This is a genomic window from Micromonospora sp. NPDC005324, assembly GCF_040607155.1.
Lineage (GTDB): Bacteria > Actinomycetota > Actinomycetes > Mycobacteriales > Micromonosporaceae > Micromonospora > Micromonospora trifolii.
The window spans coordinates 62,463-78,824 of the sequence record NZ_JBEXGE010000023.1; the positions used below are offsets into that span (position 1 = coordinate 62,463).

Here is a 16,362-nt window from a genome sequence, read left to right on the forward strand (position 1 = left end):
CTCGCGCTCACGCTAACCCCCGTGACCAACCGCTGCTGCCGCCGCGTTCGCCGCCGTGGGCAGCGCGTCGGCGATGTGTTCCAGAGCGGCGTCGTCCAGCGCCGCCGACACGAACCACGACTCGAACGCGCTCGGCGGCAGATAGACGCCGGCGGCGAGCATCGCGTGGAAGAACGCCTTGAACGCCGGCACCTGCTGGGTGCGCGCGCTGTCGTAGTCGACCACGTCGGCGTCGGTGAAGAAGACCGAGAACATGCTGCCCGCGTACGACAGCCGGTGCGGGACCCCGGCGGCGGCCAACGCGTCGGACGCCAGCTTGCCCACGACGGCGGCCGTCTCGTCGAGGCGCTGGTACAGCGCGTCGTCGGCGAGCCGCAGCGTCGCCAGGCCGGCGGCGCAGGCGAGCGGGTTACCGGAGAGGGTGCCGGCCTGGTAGACCGGGCCGGCCGGCGCGAGTCGCGCCATGATGTCCGCGCGCCCGCCAAACGCCGCGGCGGGCAGGCCACCACCCATGACCTTGCCGTACGTCCACAGGTCGGCGTCGGAGGCGTCGAGGCCGTGCCACCCGGCGCGGGAGACCCGGAACCCGGTCATCACCTCGTCCATAACGAGCAGGGCGCCGTGTGCGTGCGCGATCCGGGCGAGCTGCTGGTTGAAGCCGTCGCGGGGGGCCACCACGCCCATGTTGCCGGCGGCGGCCTCGGTGATCACCGCGGCGATGTGCTGACCCTCGGCGGCGAACGCCTCCTCGACGGCCCGGATGTCGTTGTACGGAAGCACTATCGTCTCGCTGGCCGCCGCGCCGGTCACGCCGGGCGAGTCGGGCAGGCCCAGGGTGGCCACGCCGGAGCCGGCGGCGGCGAGCAGCGCGTCGACGTGGCCGTGGTAGCAGCCGGCGAACTTGACGATCTTCGAGCGGCCGGTGAAGCCGCGGGCCAGCCGGACCGCCGACATTGTCGCCTCGGTGCCGGAGTTGACCAGGCGAACCTGCTCGACCGGGGTCCGGGCGACGATCTCGGCGGCCAACTCCACCTCACCGGGGGTGGGCGTGCCGAAGCTGGTGCCCCGGGCGGCTGCGGCCTGGACGGCCTCCACCACCTCCGGGTGGGCGTGCCCGAGGATCAGCGGACCCCAGGAGCAGACCAGGTCGACGTAGCGGCGACCGTCGGCGTCGTACAGCCACGGGCCCTCACCACGGACCATGAAACGCGGAGTGCCGCCGACCGCCTGGAAGGCGCGCACAGGGGAGTTCACCCCGCCCGGCACGAGGGCGCGGGCGCGGGCGAACAGGGTCTCGGAGGCCGGCGCGTCGGCTGGATAGCGGCCGGACCCGGCGGGAAAGATGTCGGTCACGATGCCGCCATTGTGACAGCGCCGGACCGTCAACCAGCAGCCACCCCGTTGTGGGGTTACCCGGCTCACCCGAGACCTGCGCCGCTCAACGGCACCGACACGGGGGCCTCGCGGCCTGGACGGGGACGGCTCGCGGCCTCGACAGGCCAGGTCGGTCGGATCGCGCTAGGCTGACCGGGTGGATCGTGCCGAACTGTCCATCACGCTACACCGAACGGGCGACGAAGCAGTCCTGCGCCTGGCCGGTGAGATCGACATGCTCACGGCGGCCCAGCTCTCCACCGTCGTCAACGAGGTGCTGGCCGACCCACCCCCGAAGATCGTGCTCGACCTCGGCGGCGTCACCTTCTGCGACTCGCAGGGCCTGGGCACCCTGGTCGTGCTCAGCCGCAAGGCCAGCCACGCGCAGAGCCTGCTGATGCTGACGCACGTGGGCGACTTCCTGATCCGCGTTCTGGACATCACCGGCCTGCGCAGCGCCCTGATGATCCGCAACGACCAGCCCACCGGCTGAGCCGCCGCGCCGCGTCAGGCGGTGTTGCCCCAGCGGGCCTGTTCCAGCATTCGTACCGCCCGGTCGCGGACCTCCGGGTCGTCCGAGCGGAGCAGCGTGGTCGCCTCGTCGACAGCGTCGGTGAGCCGCCGCCACTGCGTGTCGCGCTCCCGGACCAGATCCGACTGGGCGGCCAACTGCCGGGTCTTCACCCACAGCTCGACGAAGACCGACACCTTGGCCCGGAGCACCCACGGGTCGAACGGCTTGGTGAGGTAGTCCACAGCGCCCACCTGGTAGCCCCGGAGAGCGAGCTGGGCGTCCCGATCGGCGGCGGTGAGGAAGATGATCGGCACGTGCCGGGTCCGTTCGCGGCGCTTGATGTGGCTCGCCGTCTCGAAGCCGTCCATGTCCGGCATCTGCGCGTCCAACAGGATCACCGCGAAGTCGTCCACCAGCAGCTGCTTGAGCGCCGCCTCGCCGCTCTCCACCGCCACGGACTGGACCGGCAGGCCCTGGAGGATCGCCTCCAGGGCCGTCAGATTCTGCCGCCGGTCGTCCACGAGCAGCGCCTTGGCCATCTGGGTCACGAAGTCTCCTCGGTCCGGCTGCCGTTGATCCAGGACGACATCAGTTCGATCAGGTCGTCCAGGTCGACCGGCTTGGTGATGTAGTCGCTGCCCCCGGCAGCGAGCGCCGACTCACGGTCGCCCGGCATCGCCTTCGCGGTCAGGAAGACCACCGGAAGGTCGGCGAACCGGTGGTTGCGGCGAATCTGACGGGTCGTCTCGTAACCGTCCTGGTCGGGCATCATGGCGTCCATCAGCACGATGTCCACCTCCGGGTGCTCGGCCAGCAGGCGGACACCGTCCGCCCCGTTGTCCGAGTACAGCACGGTCATCCCGTGCAGCTCCAACGCGCTGGTCAAGGCGAAGACGTTGCGGACGTCGTCGTCCACGATCAGCACCGTGGCGCCGTCCAGCTGACGGGTGACCGGTGCCTCCGGCCGGTCCGGCAGCAGTTGCAGCGGCGGCATCAGCAACGACGACGGCAGGCCGGCGCGCTGCGGCGACGGCATCTGCGGCGCGACCACGGCGTCCGGGGCCAGCACCTGCGGTACGAACAGGGTGAAGGTCGAGCCCTGACCGGGCGCGGACGAGACGGTGATGGTGCCGCCGATCAGTCGGGCCAGATCGCGGCTGATCGACAGGCCCAGGCCGGTGCCGCCGTACCGGCGACTGGTAGTGCCGTCGGCCTGCTGGAACGCCTCGAAGATGATCGACAGCTTGTCGTCGGAGATGCCGATCCCCGTGTCGATCACGGTGAACGCGATCACCTGCTGGGCGTTCGTCAGCGCCGGGACGTCGAAGACCGCGTTCTCCGCGGCCGGGGCGATCCGCAACGTCACGGCACCGTTGTCGGTGAACTTCACCGCGTTGGAGAGCAGGTTGCGCAGGATCTGCTGCAACCGCTGCGGGTCGGTCACCAACGCCGGCGGCAGATCCCTGCTCACCCGTACCTGGAAGTCCAGGTTCTTCTCCTCGGCCTGCGGCGCGAACGCCTGCTCGACGTAGCCGCGCAGCTCGGTGAAGCGGATCTCGGTCGGCTCGACGTCCATCCGACCCGCCTCGATCTTGGACAGGTCGAGGATGTCGTCGATCAGTCGCAGCAGGTCGGAGCCGGACCCGTGGATGGTCCGGGCGAACTCGATCTGCTTCGGGCTGAGGTTCTGCTCCGAGTTCTCGGCCAGCAGACGGGCCAGCAGCAGCAACGAGTTCAGCGGGGTCCGCAGCTCGTGGCTCATGTTGGCCAGGAACTCCGACTTGTACGCCGACGCCCGGGTCAGCTGCTGCGCCTTCTCCTCCAGGCCCAGCCGCGCCAGCTCGATCTCCCGGTTCTTCGTCTCGATGTTGCCCTTCTGCTCGGACAGCAGCGTGGCCTTCTCCTCCAGCTCGGCGTTGGTGCGCTGCAACTCCGCCGACTGCTCCTGCATCTCGTGCGCCAGCCGCTGCGACTGGGCCAGCAGCTCCTCCGTACGCCGGTTGGCCTGGATGGTGTTGACAGCGATGCCGATGGTGAGCACCAGCCGCTCCAGGAACGACAGGTGCAGCTCCGAGAAGGCCGACACGCTGGCGAACTCGATCACCCCGAGCAGCTCGCCCTCGAACAGGACGGGGAGCACCACCAGGTCGGACGGGGGTGTCTCGGCCAGGCCGGAGCGCACTGTGAGCCGGCTGTTCGGGGAGGCGCTGACCCGGATCGTGCGACGGGAGAGCGCGGTCTGCCCGACCAGGCCCTCACCCGGCCCGAAGGTGACGTCGTGCCCCCGCGCCACGTACCCGTACGAGGAGGTCAGCCGCAGCCGCATGCTGCCGTCGGTGTCGTCGGCCAGGAAGAAGGCGCCGAGTTGGGCGTCGACCAGCGGAGTCACCTCCGTCATGATCATGCGGCAGACCTCGCCGAGGTCGCGCTGGCCCTGCAACAGGCCGCCGATCCGGGCGAGGTTGGAGTCCAGCCAGCCCTGCTCGGCGTTCTTCTTTGTCGTCTCCCGGAGGGTGACGATCATCTGGTTGATGTTGTCCTTCAGCTCGGCGACCTCGCCCTGCGCCTTGACCGCGATCCGCTGGGTCAGGTCGCCCCGGGTCACCGAGGTGGACACCTGGGCGATGGCCCGCAACTGCGTGGTCAGCGTCGAGGCGAGCTGGTTGACGTTCTCGGTGAGGTCGCGCCAGGTGCCGGAGACGCCCTTCACCTGCGCCTGACCACCGAGCTTGCCCTCGATACCGACCTCGCGGGCCACCCGGGTCACCTCGTCGGCGAACGACGACAGCTGGTCGACCATCGTGTTGACTGTCGACTTCAACTCCAGGATCTCGCCCTGGGCGTCCACGGTGATCTTCTGCGAGAGGTCGCCCTTCGCCACGGCGGTGGTCACCGAGGCGATGTTGCGGACCTGGCTGGTCAGGTTCGACGCCATCGAGTTGACGTTGTCGGTCAGGTCCCGCCAGGTGCCGGAGACGCCCTTCACCTGCGCCTGACCACCGAGCTTGCCCTCGGTGCCCACCTCGCGGGCCACCCGGGTCACCTCGTCGGCGAACGACGACAACTGGTCCACCATCGTGTTGACTGTCGACTTCAGCTCCAGGATCTCGCCCCGCGCGTCCACCGTGATCTTCTGCGACAGGTCACCCTTCGCCACCGCCGTGGAGACCTGGGCGATGTTGCGCACCTGGGCGGTCAGGTTGGAGGCCATCGAGTTCACGTTGTCGGTCAGGTCCCGCCAGGTGCCGGCGACTCCGCGCACCTGGGCCTGGCCGCCCAACTTGCCCTCGGTGCCCACCTCACGCGCGACCCGGGTCACCTCGTCGGCGAACGACGACAACTGGTCCACCATCGTGTTGACAGTCGACTTCAACTCCAGGATCTCGCCCCGAGCGTCCACCGTGATCTTCTGCGACAGGTCACCCTTCGCCACGGCGGTGGTCACCGAGGCGATGTTGCGGACCTGACTGGTCAGGTTCGACGCCATCGAGTTGACGTTGTCGGTCAGGTCCCGCCAGGTGCCGGAAACCCCCTTCACCTGCGCCTGACCGCCCAGGTTGCCCTCGGTGCCCACCTCGCGGGCCACCCGGGTCACCTCGTCGGCGAACGACGACAACTGGTCCACCATCGTGTTGACGGTGTTCTTCAGCTCCAGGATCTCGCCCTGGGCGTCCACCGTGATCTTCTGCGACAGATCACCCTTCGCCACGGCGGTGGAGACCTGGGAGATGTTGCGGACCTGGCTGGTCAGGTTGCCGGCCAACTGGTTCACGTTCTCGGTGAGGTCCCGCCAGGTGCCGGAGACACCACGCACCTGGGCCTGGCCGCCCAACTTGCCCTCGATGCCCACCTCACGGGCCACCCGGGTCACCTCGTCGGCGAACGACGACAACTGGTCCACCATCGTGTTGACGGTGTCCTTCAGCTCCAGAATCTCGCCCTGCGCCGCCACCGTGATCTTCTGCGACAGGTCGCCGCGCGCCACCGCCGTGGAGACCTGCGCGATGTTACGGACCTGGGCGGTCAGGTTCGACGCCATCGAGTTGACGCTGTCGGTCAGGTCCTTCCAGGTGCCGGCCACGTTCGGCACCTCGGCCTGGCCGCCCAACTTGCCCTCGGTGCCCACCTCGCGGGCCACCCGCGTCACCTGCTCAGCGAACAGCCGCAGCGTGTCGGTGAGGTAGTTCATCGTGGCGGCCAGCTCGGCCACCTCACCACGCGCGCCGACCGTGATCTTCTGTGACAGGTCGCCCTTGGCCACCGCCGTCGCGACCTGCGAGATCGACCGCACCTGGCCGGTCAGGTTCGACGCCATGGTGTTCACCGAGTCGGTGAGGTCCTTCCAGGTGCCGGCGACGCCCCGCACGTCGGCCTGGCCGCCCAACTTGCCCTCGGTGCCCACCTCGCGGGCCACCCGGGTCACCTCGTTGGAGAACGACGACAGCTGGTCCACCATCGTGTTCACGGTCCGCCCGATGCGCAGGTACTCACCGCGCAGCGGCCGACCGTCGATCTCCAACGCCATGTGCTGGGACAGGTCACCGTCGGCGACCGCCACGATCACCCGGGCGATCTCGGTGGTCGGTCGACCCAGGTCGTCGATCAGCGAGTTGATCGCCCGCTGCCCCTCCGCCCAGGAGCCGTCCAGCCCCTCGTCGTCGAGCCGCTCGGTGAGCCGGCCGTCGCGACCGACGATCCGGCTGATCCGCCGCAGGTCCAGGTACTGCCGCTCCTGGAGCGAGACCACCTCGTTGAAGGCGTCGGCCACCTCGCCGGCCGCGCCGGCCCGGCGGGGAAGCCGGACCTTCAGGTCGCCGCGCCCGATCCGTCGCAGTGCCTCGGCCAACTCACCGAGGAGCGCCTCGTGGTCGGGCGCGGACGGATCCGCCACCGACTGCTTCGACGTGGTCATCATTCCTCGCTCAACTCGGGGACGCCGGTCCGTGCGGACACACCGGCACCCCATATTGTGCCCGCGCGCGCCGTGGTGCCAGGGTGCGCGACCCGCCAGGTGGCATCGATCGCGCGTCGACCCGCCCGATCGGCGTCGAGCCGGCACGGCGTGGCGGAAACCTCGCCCGGCTCCCGCACCGGTCGTTTCTACGCGTCAACCCGCGCGCTGCCACCGGTGCCGCTGACCGACGCGACAGCCCGCGATCGGTGATCGGCTTGGCACCCGGCAGTGCGACGGTGGAGGATATGGGGGTGTCAGCCGAGGCGGGGGCCGCGACGGCCGGGGCCCGGGACGGGGCCGTCCGGCGTGTCCGGCTGCCCGCCGACCGCCGTACGCCGGCCGCAGCCCGCGCCGTGGTCCGCTCGGTGTTGACCGAGTCACACCTGGACGAGCTGGCCAACGAGGCGCTGCTGCTCACCACCGAGCTGACCACCAACGCCGTCGAGCACGCCCGCACCGAGCTGGACATCGAGGTCGTCGCGGACGAGATCGGGCTGACCGTCACCGTCTCCGACTTCGCCCCCGGTTCCGGCGACGAGCTGACAGTCGGCGACCGCAACGACTCCACCGAGATCAACGAGGTCTCCGTGCGGGGCCGGGGCCTGCTGTTGGTCGACCACTTCGCCAGCCGCTGGGGCACCACGTACCTGCCCACCGGGAAGGGCGTCTGGTTCCGGCTGGACCGCCCCGGCGCCGACCAGACCTCCACTGGCGCCATCGGCGAGTCGACGCCGGCCAACGCCGGCCTCCGGACGAGCGCCGACGGGTCCGCGCCGAGCGCCAGCGCGATGAGCGAACTCATGCAGACCGCCCCCGACCTGTACGGGGACGACCCGTTGCCCGACTTCGCCACCAGCCTGCTCAACCGGGTCGGCGAGATGGTGGGCGCGGCCGGCGGCACGATCCGCCTGGACCGGGGCGACGGGCAGGGCCGCCAGGTGCTGGCCCGCTTCGGTCGGCCGGCCCGCCCCGGCAGCGAGCTGCTCCGGGTGCCACTGACTGTGCACCGCCCGTACGCCGGTGAGTTGGAGTTGGACGCCGCGCCGTCGGCGTACGCCCAACCGTTGGCGGTGCTCACCGCCGAGCGGCTGTCGCTGCACCTGGAGAACGACCGGCTGCGCCGGGCCGACGTCCGCCGACAGGTGTGGCTGACGTTCCTGGCCGAGGCGAGCGAACTGCTGGCCCAGTCGTTGGACGTCGACCTGACGATGGCGCTGGTGCCGCAGTTGGTGGTGCCGCGACTCGGTCAGTGGTGCGCTGTGCACACCACCGACGAGTGGGGCCGGCTCCGGCTGGCGGCGGCCAGCCACGCCGACGAGTCGATGCTTCCGCAGTTGCACAAGGTGCTGGCGGAGACCGGACCGGACTCGATCCAGGCCCGCCTGCACGAGGCGTCCCGCAGCGCGGCGCAGATCCCCCTGGGCGGGCCGATGGAGGGTTTCGCGGTCCCGCTGATCGCCCGCGGGCAGCGGCTCGGGACCCTGGCGGTGGGGCGGCACCAGCGGCACCGGCACGACCCCGACGAGGTGGCCGTGTTGGAGGACGTGGCCCGGCGGGCCGCGCTGGCCATCGAGAACGCCCGGATCCACGCCGAACGCCGTCGGGTGGCGCAGACGCTCCAACAGTCACTGCTGCCGCCGGTGCTGCCGGTGGTGGACGGGATCGGTTTCGCCGCCGAGTACGTCCCGACCGGCGACGACGCCGAGGTGGGCGGCGACTTCTACGATGTGGTGCCGCTGCCCGACGGGCGCTGGCTGGTGGTGATCGGCGACGTCTCCGGCAAGGGTGTGCAGGCCGCCGCTGTGACCGGGCTGGTCCGGGACGTGATCCGGGTGCTGGTCGGCGACGGCAAGCCGTTGCCGGAGGCGTTGGCGCGGCTCAACGAGACGCTTGTCGAGCGCGGTGGTGGCCGCTACTGCACGCTGGCGCTGGCAGCGGTGGGGCCGGGCGAGGGTGACCAGTTGGACGTGTCGCTGCACCTCGCCGGGCACGACCGGCCGGTGCTGCTGGCCGGTGCGGGCGGCGCCGAGTTCGTCGGCACCGGCGGCACCGCGCTCGGCCTGCTCGACACGATCACCTCGCCGACGGCGCAGATCACGCTCGCACCGGGCGATTCGCTGATCTTCTACACCGATGGCGTCACCGAGCGGCGGCGTGGCCGGGAGCTGTTCGGCACCGACCGACTGCGGGACGCCGCCGCGCCCCTGGCCGGCTATTCGGCCGACGTGGTGGCCGCCCGGCTGCGCGCCGCGGCGATCAACTTCTCGGTCGAGCCGCCCCGGGACGACATCGCCATCCTGGTGCTGCGCAACGACGCCACCTGACCGACGCGCACCCCCGGGTCTCGGTTCCGCTCGGTAGATTGACGGTCATGTCGACTGTTGCGCAGGCCACGCCGTACCCCCGGCTGGCGGTCCGGGCGCTGATCACCGCGCAACTGGCGATCATCGGCGCGTTCCTCGCCGTGCTGCTGCTCTACCTGGGGCGGATGACAGCCGCTGGCGTCGGCCCGGCCGAGATGCTGACCGGCGCGTACGACCCCAAGGACGTGATCCCGTTCGGGGACCATGCGGTGAATCCGTTCTTCTGGCTCTACGCGGTGGTGGCGGTGCTCTACCTGGTGGGCGCGGTGCTCGGGCCGCTGCTGGCAATCGTCGCGACGGTGCTGGCCGCCCGGGAGCGCGAGACCCTGCCCCGGGCGGCCAGAGCGCTGCTGCTGGCCGGCGCGGCGGGCACCCTGCTGGTGCTGGTAGCCCGTCTTACCCCGCCACTGCTGGACATGCACAAGTGGTGGATGGACTGACGCACCCGCGGCGGCGTCACAGGCCGCCGGGGAGGCGCCCGGGGGCGAGCCGGTGCTCCGGATCCAGGTGCCGCTTCGCGGCCCGCAACTGGGCCAGGCCGGCCAGCTCGCCCCAGAGGTCGACCGCCTGGCGCACCGCCGCCGGAGCGGAGACCACCACGCAGCGGCCCTGCCGGGCCAGCAGCACCCCTCGGACAGCGGCCAGAATGGATGCCACCCGATCGGCCGCCAGCGCCCCGGGCAGCGCCGCGTGCACCACGCCCAGCCCGGCGGACCCGCGCACCGGCACCGGCGCTCCCGCCGCGTCGCGTAGCGCGTAGACGGCGGCGTGCAGGTCGCCGATCGGGACTTCCAGGCGCAGCGCCGTGTCACCTGGCGCGAACGGGTAGCGGCGCCACCACGTCGGCGCGGAGTGGGCGATCGTCGCCTCCCCGTGCAGCAGGCCGACCAACCGCTCGGCACGCTCGGTGACGTCGGCGGGGCCGCCCTCCAGCAGCACCACCAGGCTGCCGGCCCGGGACGGGGCGCCGGCCCGGCCGGACATCGACGGGTGACGCTCCCGGGCGGTGGCCGCCGGGTGACCGGGCGGGTACGGCGTACGCGGGCGGGGGGTGCCTCCGGGCAGGTCCAGCTCGATGGCCGACGGCTCCAGCCGAGCGGCGAGGATCGTCCGGACCAGGTCGTGCACCTCCAACGGCGTCCACACCGGGCGGGACACCCAGAGCCTGCTCGCCGGCACCGGCTGCACCCGCAGGCTCGCCGACACCAGCACGCCGAGCGCGCCCTGCGAGCCGCAGAGCAGGCGGGCCAGGTCGAGCCCGGGCGCGCCACCGCCGACGCTGATCAGCTCGCCGTCGGCGGCGAGGTAACGCACACCGAGCAGTTGGTCGCAGGGGCTGCCGTGGCGGTGGCGCAGCGGACCGGCCTCGCCGGCGGCGAGCACGCCGCCCACTGTCGCGCCGGGTGAGGGGGCGTCCATCGCGAGCCGCTGCCCGGTGCGCTCCAGGGTGGCCTGCACCGCCCGCAGTGGAGTGCCGGCACCCACGTCGGTCACCAGCGAGTCGACCGGCTCGTGGCCGATGCCGGCGAGCCGGCCGGTGTCGAGCAGGATGTCGACCTGCACGGGGGCGGCACCCCAGTCGATCTTCGTGCCCGCGCCTCGGGGCACCACCGCCAGGTCGTGCGCGGCGGCCAGCCGCAGCACCTCGGCGGCGGCGTGCGGGCCGCCGGGAACGGCCACCCAGCGCGCCGGTCGCCCCGCCACCTCGTCGGCGGGCCCGGCCAGCCGGGAGAACGGTGGACCGCAGATCGCCGCCAACCGCCGGGTGATCTCGAGGGCTCCGGACCGGCCGAGGGAACTCGCTGCTGCCGCCATGCCGGCCATCGTACATGTGTTCGAATGCCGTGGTGGCGAGTATCGGGATGCCGCTGGTCCGGCGCGCTGCGGCTGCTGGCCGGTAACGTGGCCGCCGTGACCACCGAGACTGCCCCGCCCGCGGCGAAGCGGGTGCCCAGCGAGCGCACCCACCACGGCGACACCGTCGTCGACGAGTACGCCTGGCTCGCCGCCAAGGACGACCCGGAGACGATCGCCTACCTGACCGCCGAGAACGAGTACACCGACGCGCGTACGGCACACCTGGCCGACCTGCGCGCCGACCTGTTCGAGGAGACTCGCCGACGCACCCAGGAAACCGACCTGTCCGTGCCGACCCGCAAGGGCGGGCACTGGTACTACACCCGCACGGTCGAGGGGCAACAGTACGGAGTGCAGTGCCGCCGGGCGGTCCGCGACGGTGAGACCGACCCGCCGGTCAGCGCGGACGGCGCCCCGCTCGACGGCGAGGAGGTGCTGCTCGACGGCAACCTGCTGGCCGAGGGGCACGACTTCTTCTCGCTCGGCGCGTTCGACGTCAGCCCTGACGGTCGCTGGCTGGCCTACTCCACCGACTTCTCCGGCGACGAGCGGTTCACCCTGCGGGTGAAGGACCTGACCACCGGCGAACTGCTGCCGGACGAGGTGCCGGACACGTTCTACGGCACCGCCTGGTCGGCCGACGCCTCGGTGCTGTTCTACGTGACTGTGGACGACGCCTGGCGGCCGAACCGGGTCTGGCGGCACACCCTCGGCTCCGCCGCCGCCGACGACGTGGTGGTCCACCAGGAGGACGACGAGCGGTTCTGGGTGGGGGTGGAGCTGACCCGGTCGGAGAAGTTCATCCTCATCGACGTGCACAGCAAGGTGACCAGTGAGGTGCTGGTGATCCCCGCCGGCAACCCGACCGGCGCGCCGGCCGTGATCGCTCCCCGCCGACAGGGCGTCGAATACACGGTGGAGCACCACGGCCACCGCTTCCTGATCCTGCACAACGACGGCGCTGAGGACTTCGCGCTGGCGTTCACCTCGGCGGACGTACCGGGCGACTGGGTGCCGCTGATCGAGCACACCCCCGGCACCCGGCTGGAGGCCGTCGACGCCTTCGCCAACCACCTGGTGGTGTCGCTGCGCACCGACGGGCTCACCGGGCTGCGGGTGCTGCCGGTGGGCAGCGACGACGGGTACGACATCGACTTCCCCGAGCCGCTGTACAGCGTCGGGTTGGACGCCAACCCGGAGTACCGCACCGGCCAGGTCCGGCTGCGCTACTCGTCGCTGATCACCCCCGACTCGGTGTACGACTACGACCTGGTCACCCGGCAGATGGTGCTGCTCAAGCAGAAGCCGGTGCTGCCCGGGCCGGACGGGCGGCCGTACGACCCGGCCGAGTACGAGCAGCACCGCGACTGGGCGCTCGCCGACGACGGCACCCGGGTGCCGATCTCACTGGTCTGCCGGGTGGGCACCCCCCGGGACGGCTCGGCGCCCTGCGAGCTGTACGGCTACGGCTCGTACGAGGCCAGCATGGACCCGTGGTTCTCGGTGGCCCGACTGTCTCTGTTGGACCGGGGCGTGGTCTTCGCTGTGGCGCACATCCGGGGCGGCGGTGAGCTGGGCCGACGGTGGTACGACCAGGGCAAGTTGCTGGCCAAGAAGAACACCTTCACCGACTTCGTGGCGTGCGCCCGGCACCTCGTCAAGGCCGGCTGGACGACCAGCGACCAGTTGGTCGCCCGGGGCGCCTCTGCCGGTGGCCTGCTGATGGGCGCGGTGGCCAACCTCGCGCCGGACGCGTTCACCGGGATCGTGGCGCAGGTGCCGTTCGTGGACGCGCTCACCTCGATCCTCGACCCGTCGCTGCCGCTGACCGTCACCGAGTGGGAGGAGTGGGGCAACCCTCTCGACGACCCGGAGGTGTACGCGTACATGAAGTCCTACACGCCGTACGAGAACGTGACCGCCGTGGACTATCCCGCGATCCTCGCGGTGACCAGTCTCAACGACACCCGGGTGCTCTATTCGGAACCGGCGAAGTGGATCGCCCGGCTGCGGGCGGTGGCCCCGAGCGGCGAATACCTGCTGAAGACCGAGATGGGTGCCGGGCACGGCGGCCCGAGCGGTCGCTACGACTCCTGGCGCGAGGAGGCGTTCATCAACGCCTGGGTCCTGGACCGCATCGGCCGCGCCTGACCCGTCGGGCCAGGTCGTGTGTGCGCGGGCCTCCCGCGCCGCACGGCCTGGCCTTTCCCTGTCGCGGCGGGAGTCGCGGCCTAGACTTCCGGGGTGACCGGGGCTACGGATGGTGACGGCGACGCCGCCGAGGACGCGCGCCGACCGAGCTTGGCGACGGTGGCGCGGGACCGCCGGGTCTGGCTGATCCTCGCTGTGGTCGCCGGCCTGCTGGTCTGCTGTTGTTCGGCAGTGGTCGGCACCCTGATCGCACTCTCCTCCGGCCTGCTCGCCGCCTGACCCGGCCGCGCGGATCGGGCCGGCCGACGGGGGCAGTTCGGTTCAGGTCGTCCGCAGCTCGTCCAGGGCGGTGCTGGCGCGCAGGAAGAGCAGGCCGACACCGATCGTCACCAGCACCGCCGCCAACGCGCCGGCGCCGAGCCACGCCAGGTGCTCCAGAGGTACGGGAACGGCTCGCTGCACCTCGGGAATGTGCACGATCCGGTTGTACTGTGCGCTGGTGGCAGGGTCCTCACAGAGCGCCACGGTGGCCTCGCAGATCGTCGCCATCCCGCCGCCCCCTGACACCTCCTCCTCGGCAAGCCCTCGGCCGAGCAGCGTGCCCACTGTGAGCGCGAGCAGGATCGCCGGCACGGCCGGCGCCAACGCCTGCCAGGCCACCGAACGGCTCAGCGTGGCGCGGGGCACCCCGGTGGCGACCAACGCGGCGTAGGCGCGTCGGCGGGCGACGATCCCCTCGACCAGCGCGACGATCAGCCCGCCCGTTGCGATCAGGATGGCCACGGCGATCGCGCCATCGACGTAATTCATAGTGGACAGATAGAAGGGGTCGGTGCCACCGTCCAACCCGGCGAACCGGCTCTGCTCCCGCTCAAGCTGGTCCTTGGTCCCGAAGTAGGCCCGCTGGGCGGCCGCGCCCCCGCCGAAGATCAGGGCGGCGAGCAGCGCCGCGAAGGTGCGGCTGCCGGCCCACGGGTCGGCCATCAGCCGGCCCGCCGCGAGCAGGGCAGCCGGACCGCGGGCGTGCCGACGCAACAACCGCCCGCAGTGGTACGAGAGCCAGCCGGTGCCGATCACCACCCCGATCATCGCCGCGAGCGCGCCCACCGCGAACAACACCGGCACCAGCCAGGCCATCAACTCCTCGTCGTCGGCGAACCGGTAGACCACCGGGCGGATCACCGCGAACGAGGCCACGCCGAACCCGATCAGGAGCCCCGCCCACGGACCCGGACCACGCTCGCGGGGCGCCTTGCGGCTCACCCCGAGCGGGCTGGTGGTGACCGTACGCAGCATCAGGGCGGTGGCCAGCGCCGCCACGACCGGCAGAGCGAGCACCACGCCGGCCAGCGCGCCGGGCGACGGCAGCACGTCGGTCGGCAGGGCCAGTTGACCTTGCGCGTCCGGTCGGTGCAGGAGATCGCGGCCGACCAGGTAGACACCCACCCCGACCAGCGTGCCGAGCAGAGCGGCCACGCCGGTCTCCAGCACCACCAACCGGGTGACCTGCCCGGGAGTGGCGCCGGCCAACCGGAGCGCTGCCAACCGGCGGTCCCGTGCCGGCGCGCCGAGCCGGGCGCACTGACCGGCCAGCGCCAACACCGGGATCATCAGCATCAGCAGCGCGAACGCCGTGCCGCCGCGCAACCCGGGCTCGCGCAGCAGCGCGTTACGGTACTGCTCGGACTGCTCCCAGGCGTCACCGGCGGGTTTCTCGATGGCCGACACGGTGAGCGCCGCGAGCCCGACCACTGTCGCCAGCAGGGCGCTGAGCGCGGTGAGCACCACCCGGGCGGTGTCGGTGCGGGTGCCCGCGAGCGCGAGGCGGAGCAGCGTCGCCGGTCTCATCGGGCGCCGCCGGCCAGCGGCACGTCGAGCCCCAGGCCGGTGTGGTCCACCAGGCCGTCCCGCAGCACGATCTCCCGATCGGCGTACGCGGCGATCCGCGGCTCGTGGGTGACCAGCACGACGGCGGTGCGCTGCTCACGGGCGAGCCGGACCAACTGGGTGAGGACCTGCTCGCCGGTGAGCGTGTCCAGTGCGCCGGTCGGCTCATCGGCGAAGAGCACCCGAGGCTCGGTCACCAGCGCCCGCGCCGTGGCGCAGCGCTGCTGCTGACCCCCGGACATCTCACCCGGCCGCACGTCGGCCACCTCGGCCACCCCGAACCGTTCCAGCCAGGTGAGCGCCGCCGTCCGTGCCTCTCGCCGCCCCGTGCCGGCGAGGAGCAGGGGCAGGGCGACGTTCTCGGCGGCGGTCAACTCGGCCACCAGCTGACCGAACTGGAACAGCACCCCGAACTCGGTGCGCCGCAGCCGCGACCGGGCCGCCTCCGACCAGGTGTCGATGCGGTGCCCGCGCCAGGTGACCTCGCCGGCGTCCGGCCGGAGGATCCCGGCCAGGCAGTGCAGCAGGGTGGACTTGCCGCAGCCACTCGGCCCGGTGACGGCGACGATCTCCCCCTCGGCCACCTCGAGCGTCACGCCGCGCAGCGCGGGCGTCGGGCCGTACGCCCGAACCACGCCGCGAGCCTGAAGTTGCGTCACGGATGCACCTCCCGGTGCCAGTCGGCGACCCGGCCCAGCGTGGCGTGCAGCCACCGCAGGTCCGCGTCGAGGTGGGCGATCGCGAAGTCGGCCGCGACCACATCACTGAGGGTGGCGGCACTGTCGGCCTTGACCGCGGTCAGCTCACGCAGCCGTGCGGTGTGCGCGGCGCGCTGGGCGATCAGGTACGACCGGGCCCGACCGGCATCGGCGACCAGCAGCGCCACCACGACCTTGGCGAAGAGCGTGCTGGCCACGTACGGCATGGGTGCTTCCACTGTGGACAGCCACTGGTCCAGCGTGTTCCACCCCTGGTCGGTCAGCGCGTACGCGGTGCGATCCGGCCCGCCCACCCGATCCTGCCCGGCGGCAGCCACCAGGCCGTCGCGTTCGAGGCGACCGAGAGTGGCGTAGACCTGCCCGAAGGCCAACGGCCGAGCCCGTGGCAGCCGCTCGTCGTGCGCACGCTTCAGCTCATACCCGTGCCGGCTGCCCCCAGCGAGCAACCCGAGCAGAACATGCGGCGTGGACACCCCGCCCACTATTCACCCAGCGAATACCCAAGTCAACAACCCACCACCCCTCACCCCACCCCACGCCGAC

The 16,362-nt window shown here is 71.8% G+C and carries 12 protein-coding genes; 5 read left to right on the plus strand and 7 right to left on the minus strand.

Annotated features, from left to right (window positions below):
• Positions 1-12: 12 nt before the first annotated feature.
• On the minus strand, positions 13-1,353 hold the full coding sequence (hemL, locus tag ABZS40_RS23070) for a glutamate-1-semialdehyde 2,1-aminomutase (protein WP_354945413.1): 1,341 nt from the start codon (positions 1,351-1,353) through the stop codon (positions 13-15).
• A 178-nt stretch (positions 1,354-1,531) separates the two neighbouring features.
• On the opposite strand from hemL, the gene ABZS40_RS23075 reads away from it, so the two are divergent.
• Positions 1,532-1,867: an STAS domain-containing protein gene (locus ABZS40_RS23075; RefSeq protein WP_088951070.1), complete on the plus strand. Its 336-nt coding sequence runs from the start codon at positions 1,532-1,534 to the stop codon at positions 1,865-1,867.
• Positions 1,868-1,881: 14 nt separating this feature from the next.
• On the opposite strand, the gene ABZS40_RS23080 is transcribed toward ABZS40_RS23075, so the two are convergent.
• Both ABZS40_RS23080 and ABZS40_RS23085 read right to left on the minus strand, forming a co-directional pair.
• On the minus strand, positions 1,882-2,436 hold the full coding sequence (locus ABZS40_RS23080) for a response regulator (RefSeq protein ID WP_354945414.1): 555 nt from the start codon (positions 2,434-2,436) through the stop codon (positions 1,882-1,884).
• On the minus strand, positions 2,433-6,800 hold the full coding sequence (locus tag ABZS40_RS23085; protein WP_354945415.1) for a HAMP domain-containing protein: 4,368 nt from the start codon (positions 6,798-6,800) through the stop codon (positions 2,433-2,435). Before ABZS40_RS23085 ends, ABZS40_RS23080 begins: the two co-directional genes overlap by 4 nt.
• Positions 6,801-7,087: 287 nt before the next feature.
• Between ABZS40_RS23085 and ABZS40_RS23090 the strand changes: the two genes are divergently transcribed.
• Positions 7,088-9,166, plus strand: a complete 2,079-nt coding sequence (locus ABZS40_RS23090) for a SpoIIE family protein phosphatase (protein ID WP_354945417.1) — start codon at positions 7,088-7,090, stop codon at positions 9,164-9,166.
• A 47-nt stretch (positions 9,167-9,213) separates the two neighbouring features.
• Positions 9,214-9,645: a hypothetical protein gene (locus ABZS40_RS23095; RefSeq protein WP_354945419.1), complete on the plus strand. Its 432-nt coding sequence runs from the start codon at positions 9,214-9,216 to the stop codon at positions 9,643-9,645.
• Between the two features lie 16 nt (positions 9,646-9,661).
• Here the strand turns inward: ABZS40_RS23095 and ABZS40_RS23100 are convergent, their stop codons facing one another.
• A complete protein-coding gene (locus ABZS40_RS23100) occupies positions 9,662-11,020 on the minus strand; it encodes an FAD-binding oxidoreductase (RefSeq protein ID WP_354945420.1) in 1,359 nt (452 codons plus the stop codon).
• A 96-nt stretch (positions 11,021-11,116) separates the two neighbouring features.
• On the opposite strand from ABZS40_RS23100, the gene ABZS40_RS23105 reads away from it, so the two are divergent.
• Positions 11,117-13,213 (plus strand): S9 family peptidase, encoded by a 2,097-nt coding sequence (locus ABZS40_RS23105; RefSeq protein ID WP_354945421.1) that lies wholly within the window; start codon positions 11,117-11,119, stop codon positions 13,211-13,213.
• 93 nt (positions 13,214-13,306) lie between these two features.
• Entirely contained in the window at positions 13,307-13,492 is a 186-nt protein-coding gene (locus ABZS40_RS23110) for a hypothetical protein (RefSeq protein WP_354945422.1), read from the plus strand.
• 42 nt (positions 13,493-13,534) lie between these two features.
• On the opposite strand, the gene ABZS40_RS23115 is transcribed toward ABZS40_RS23110, so the two are convergent.
• The 3 genes from ABZS40_RS23115 to ABZS40_RS23125 are packed head-to-tail and all read right to left on the minus strand — an operon-like array spanning position 13,535 to position 16,292.
• A complete protein-coding gene (locus ABZS40_RS23115) occupies positions 13,535-15,061 on the minus strand; it encodes an FtsX-like permease family protein (RefSeq protein ID WP_354945423.1) in 1,527 nt (508 codons plus the stop codon).
• Positions 15,058-15,759, minus strand: a complete 702-nt coding sequence (locus ABZS40_RS23120) for an ABC transporter ATP-binding protein (protein WP_238678678.1) — start codon at positions 15,757-15,759, stop codon at positions 15,058-15,060. Before ABZS40_RS23120 ends, ABZS40_RS23115 begins: the two co-directional genes overlap by 4 nt.
• Positions 15,756-16,292, minus strand: a complete 537-nt coding sequence (locus ABZS40_RS23125) for a PadR family transcriptional regulator (RefSeq protein WP_354945424.1) — start codon at positions 16,290-16,292, stop codon at positions 15,756-15,758. Before ABZS40_RS23125 ends, ABZS40_RS23120 begins: the two co-directional genes overlap by 4 nt.
• Positions 16,293-16,362 lie beyond the last annotated feature (70 nt).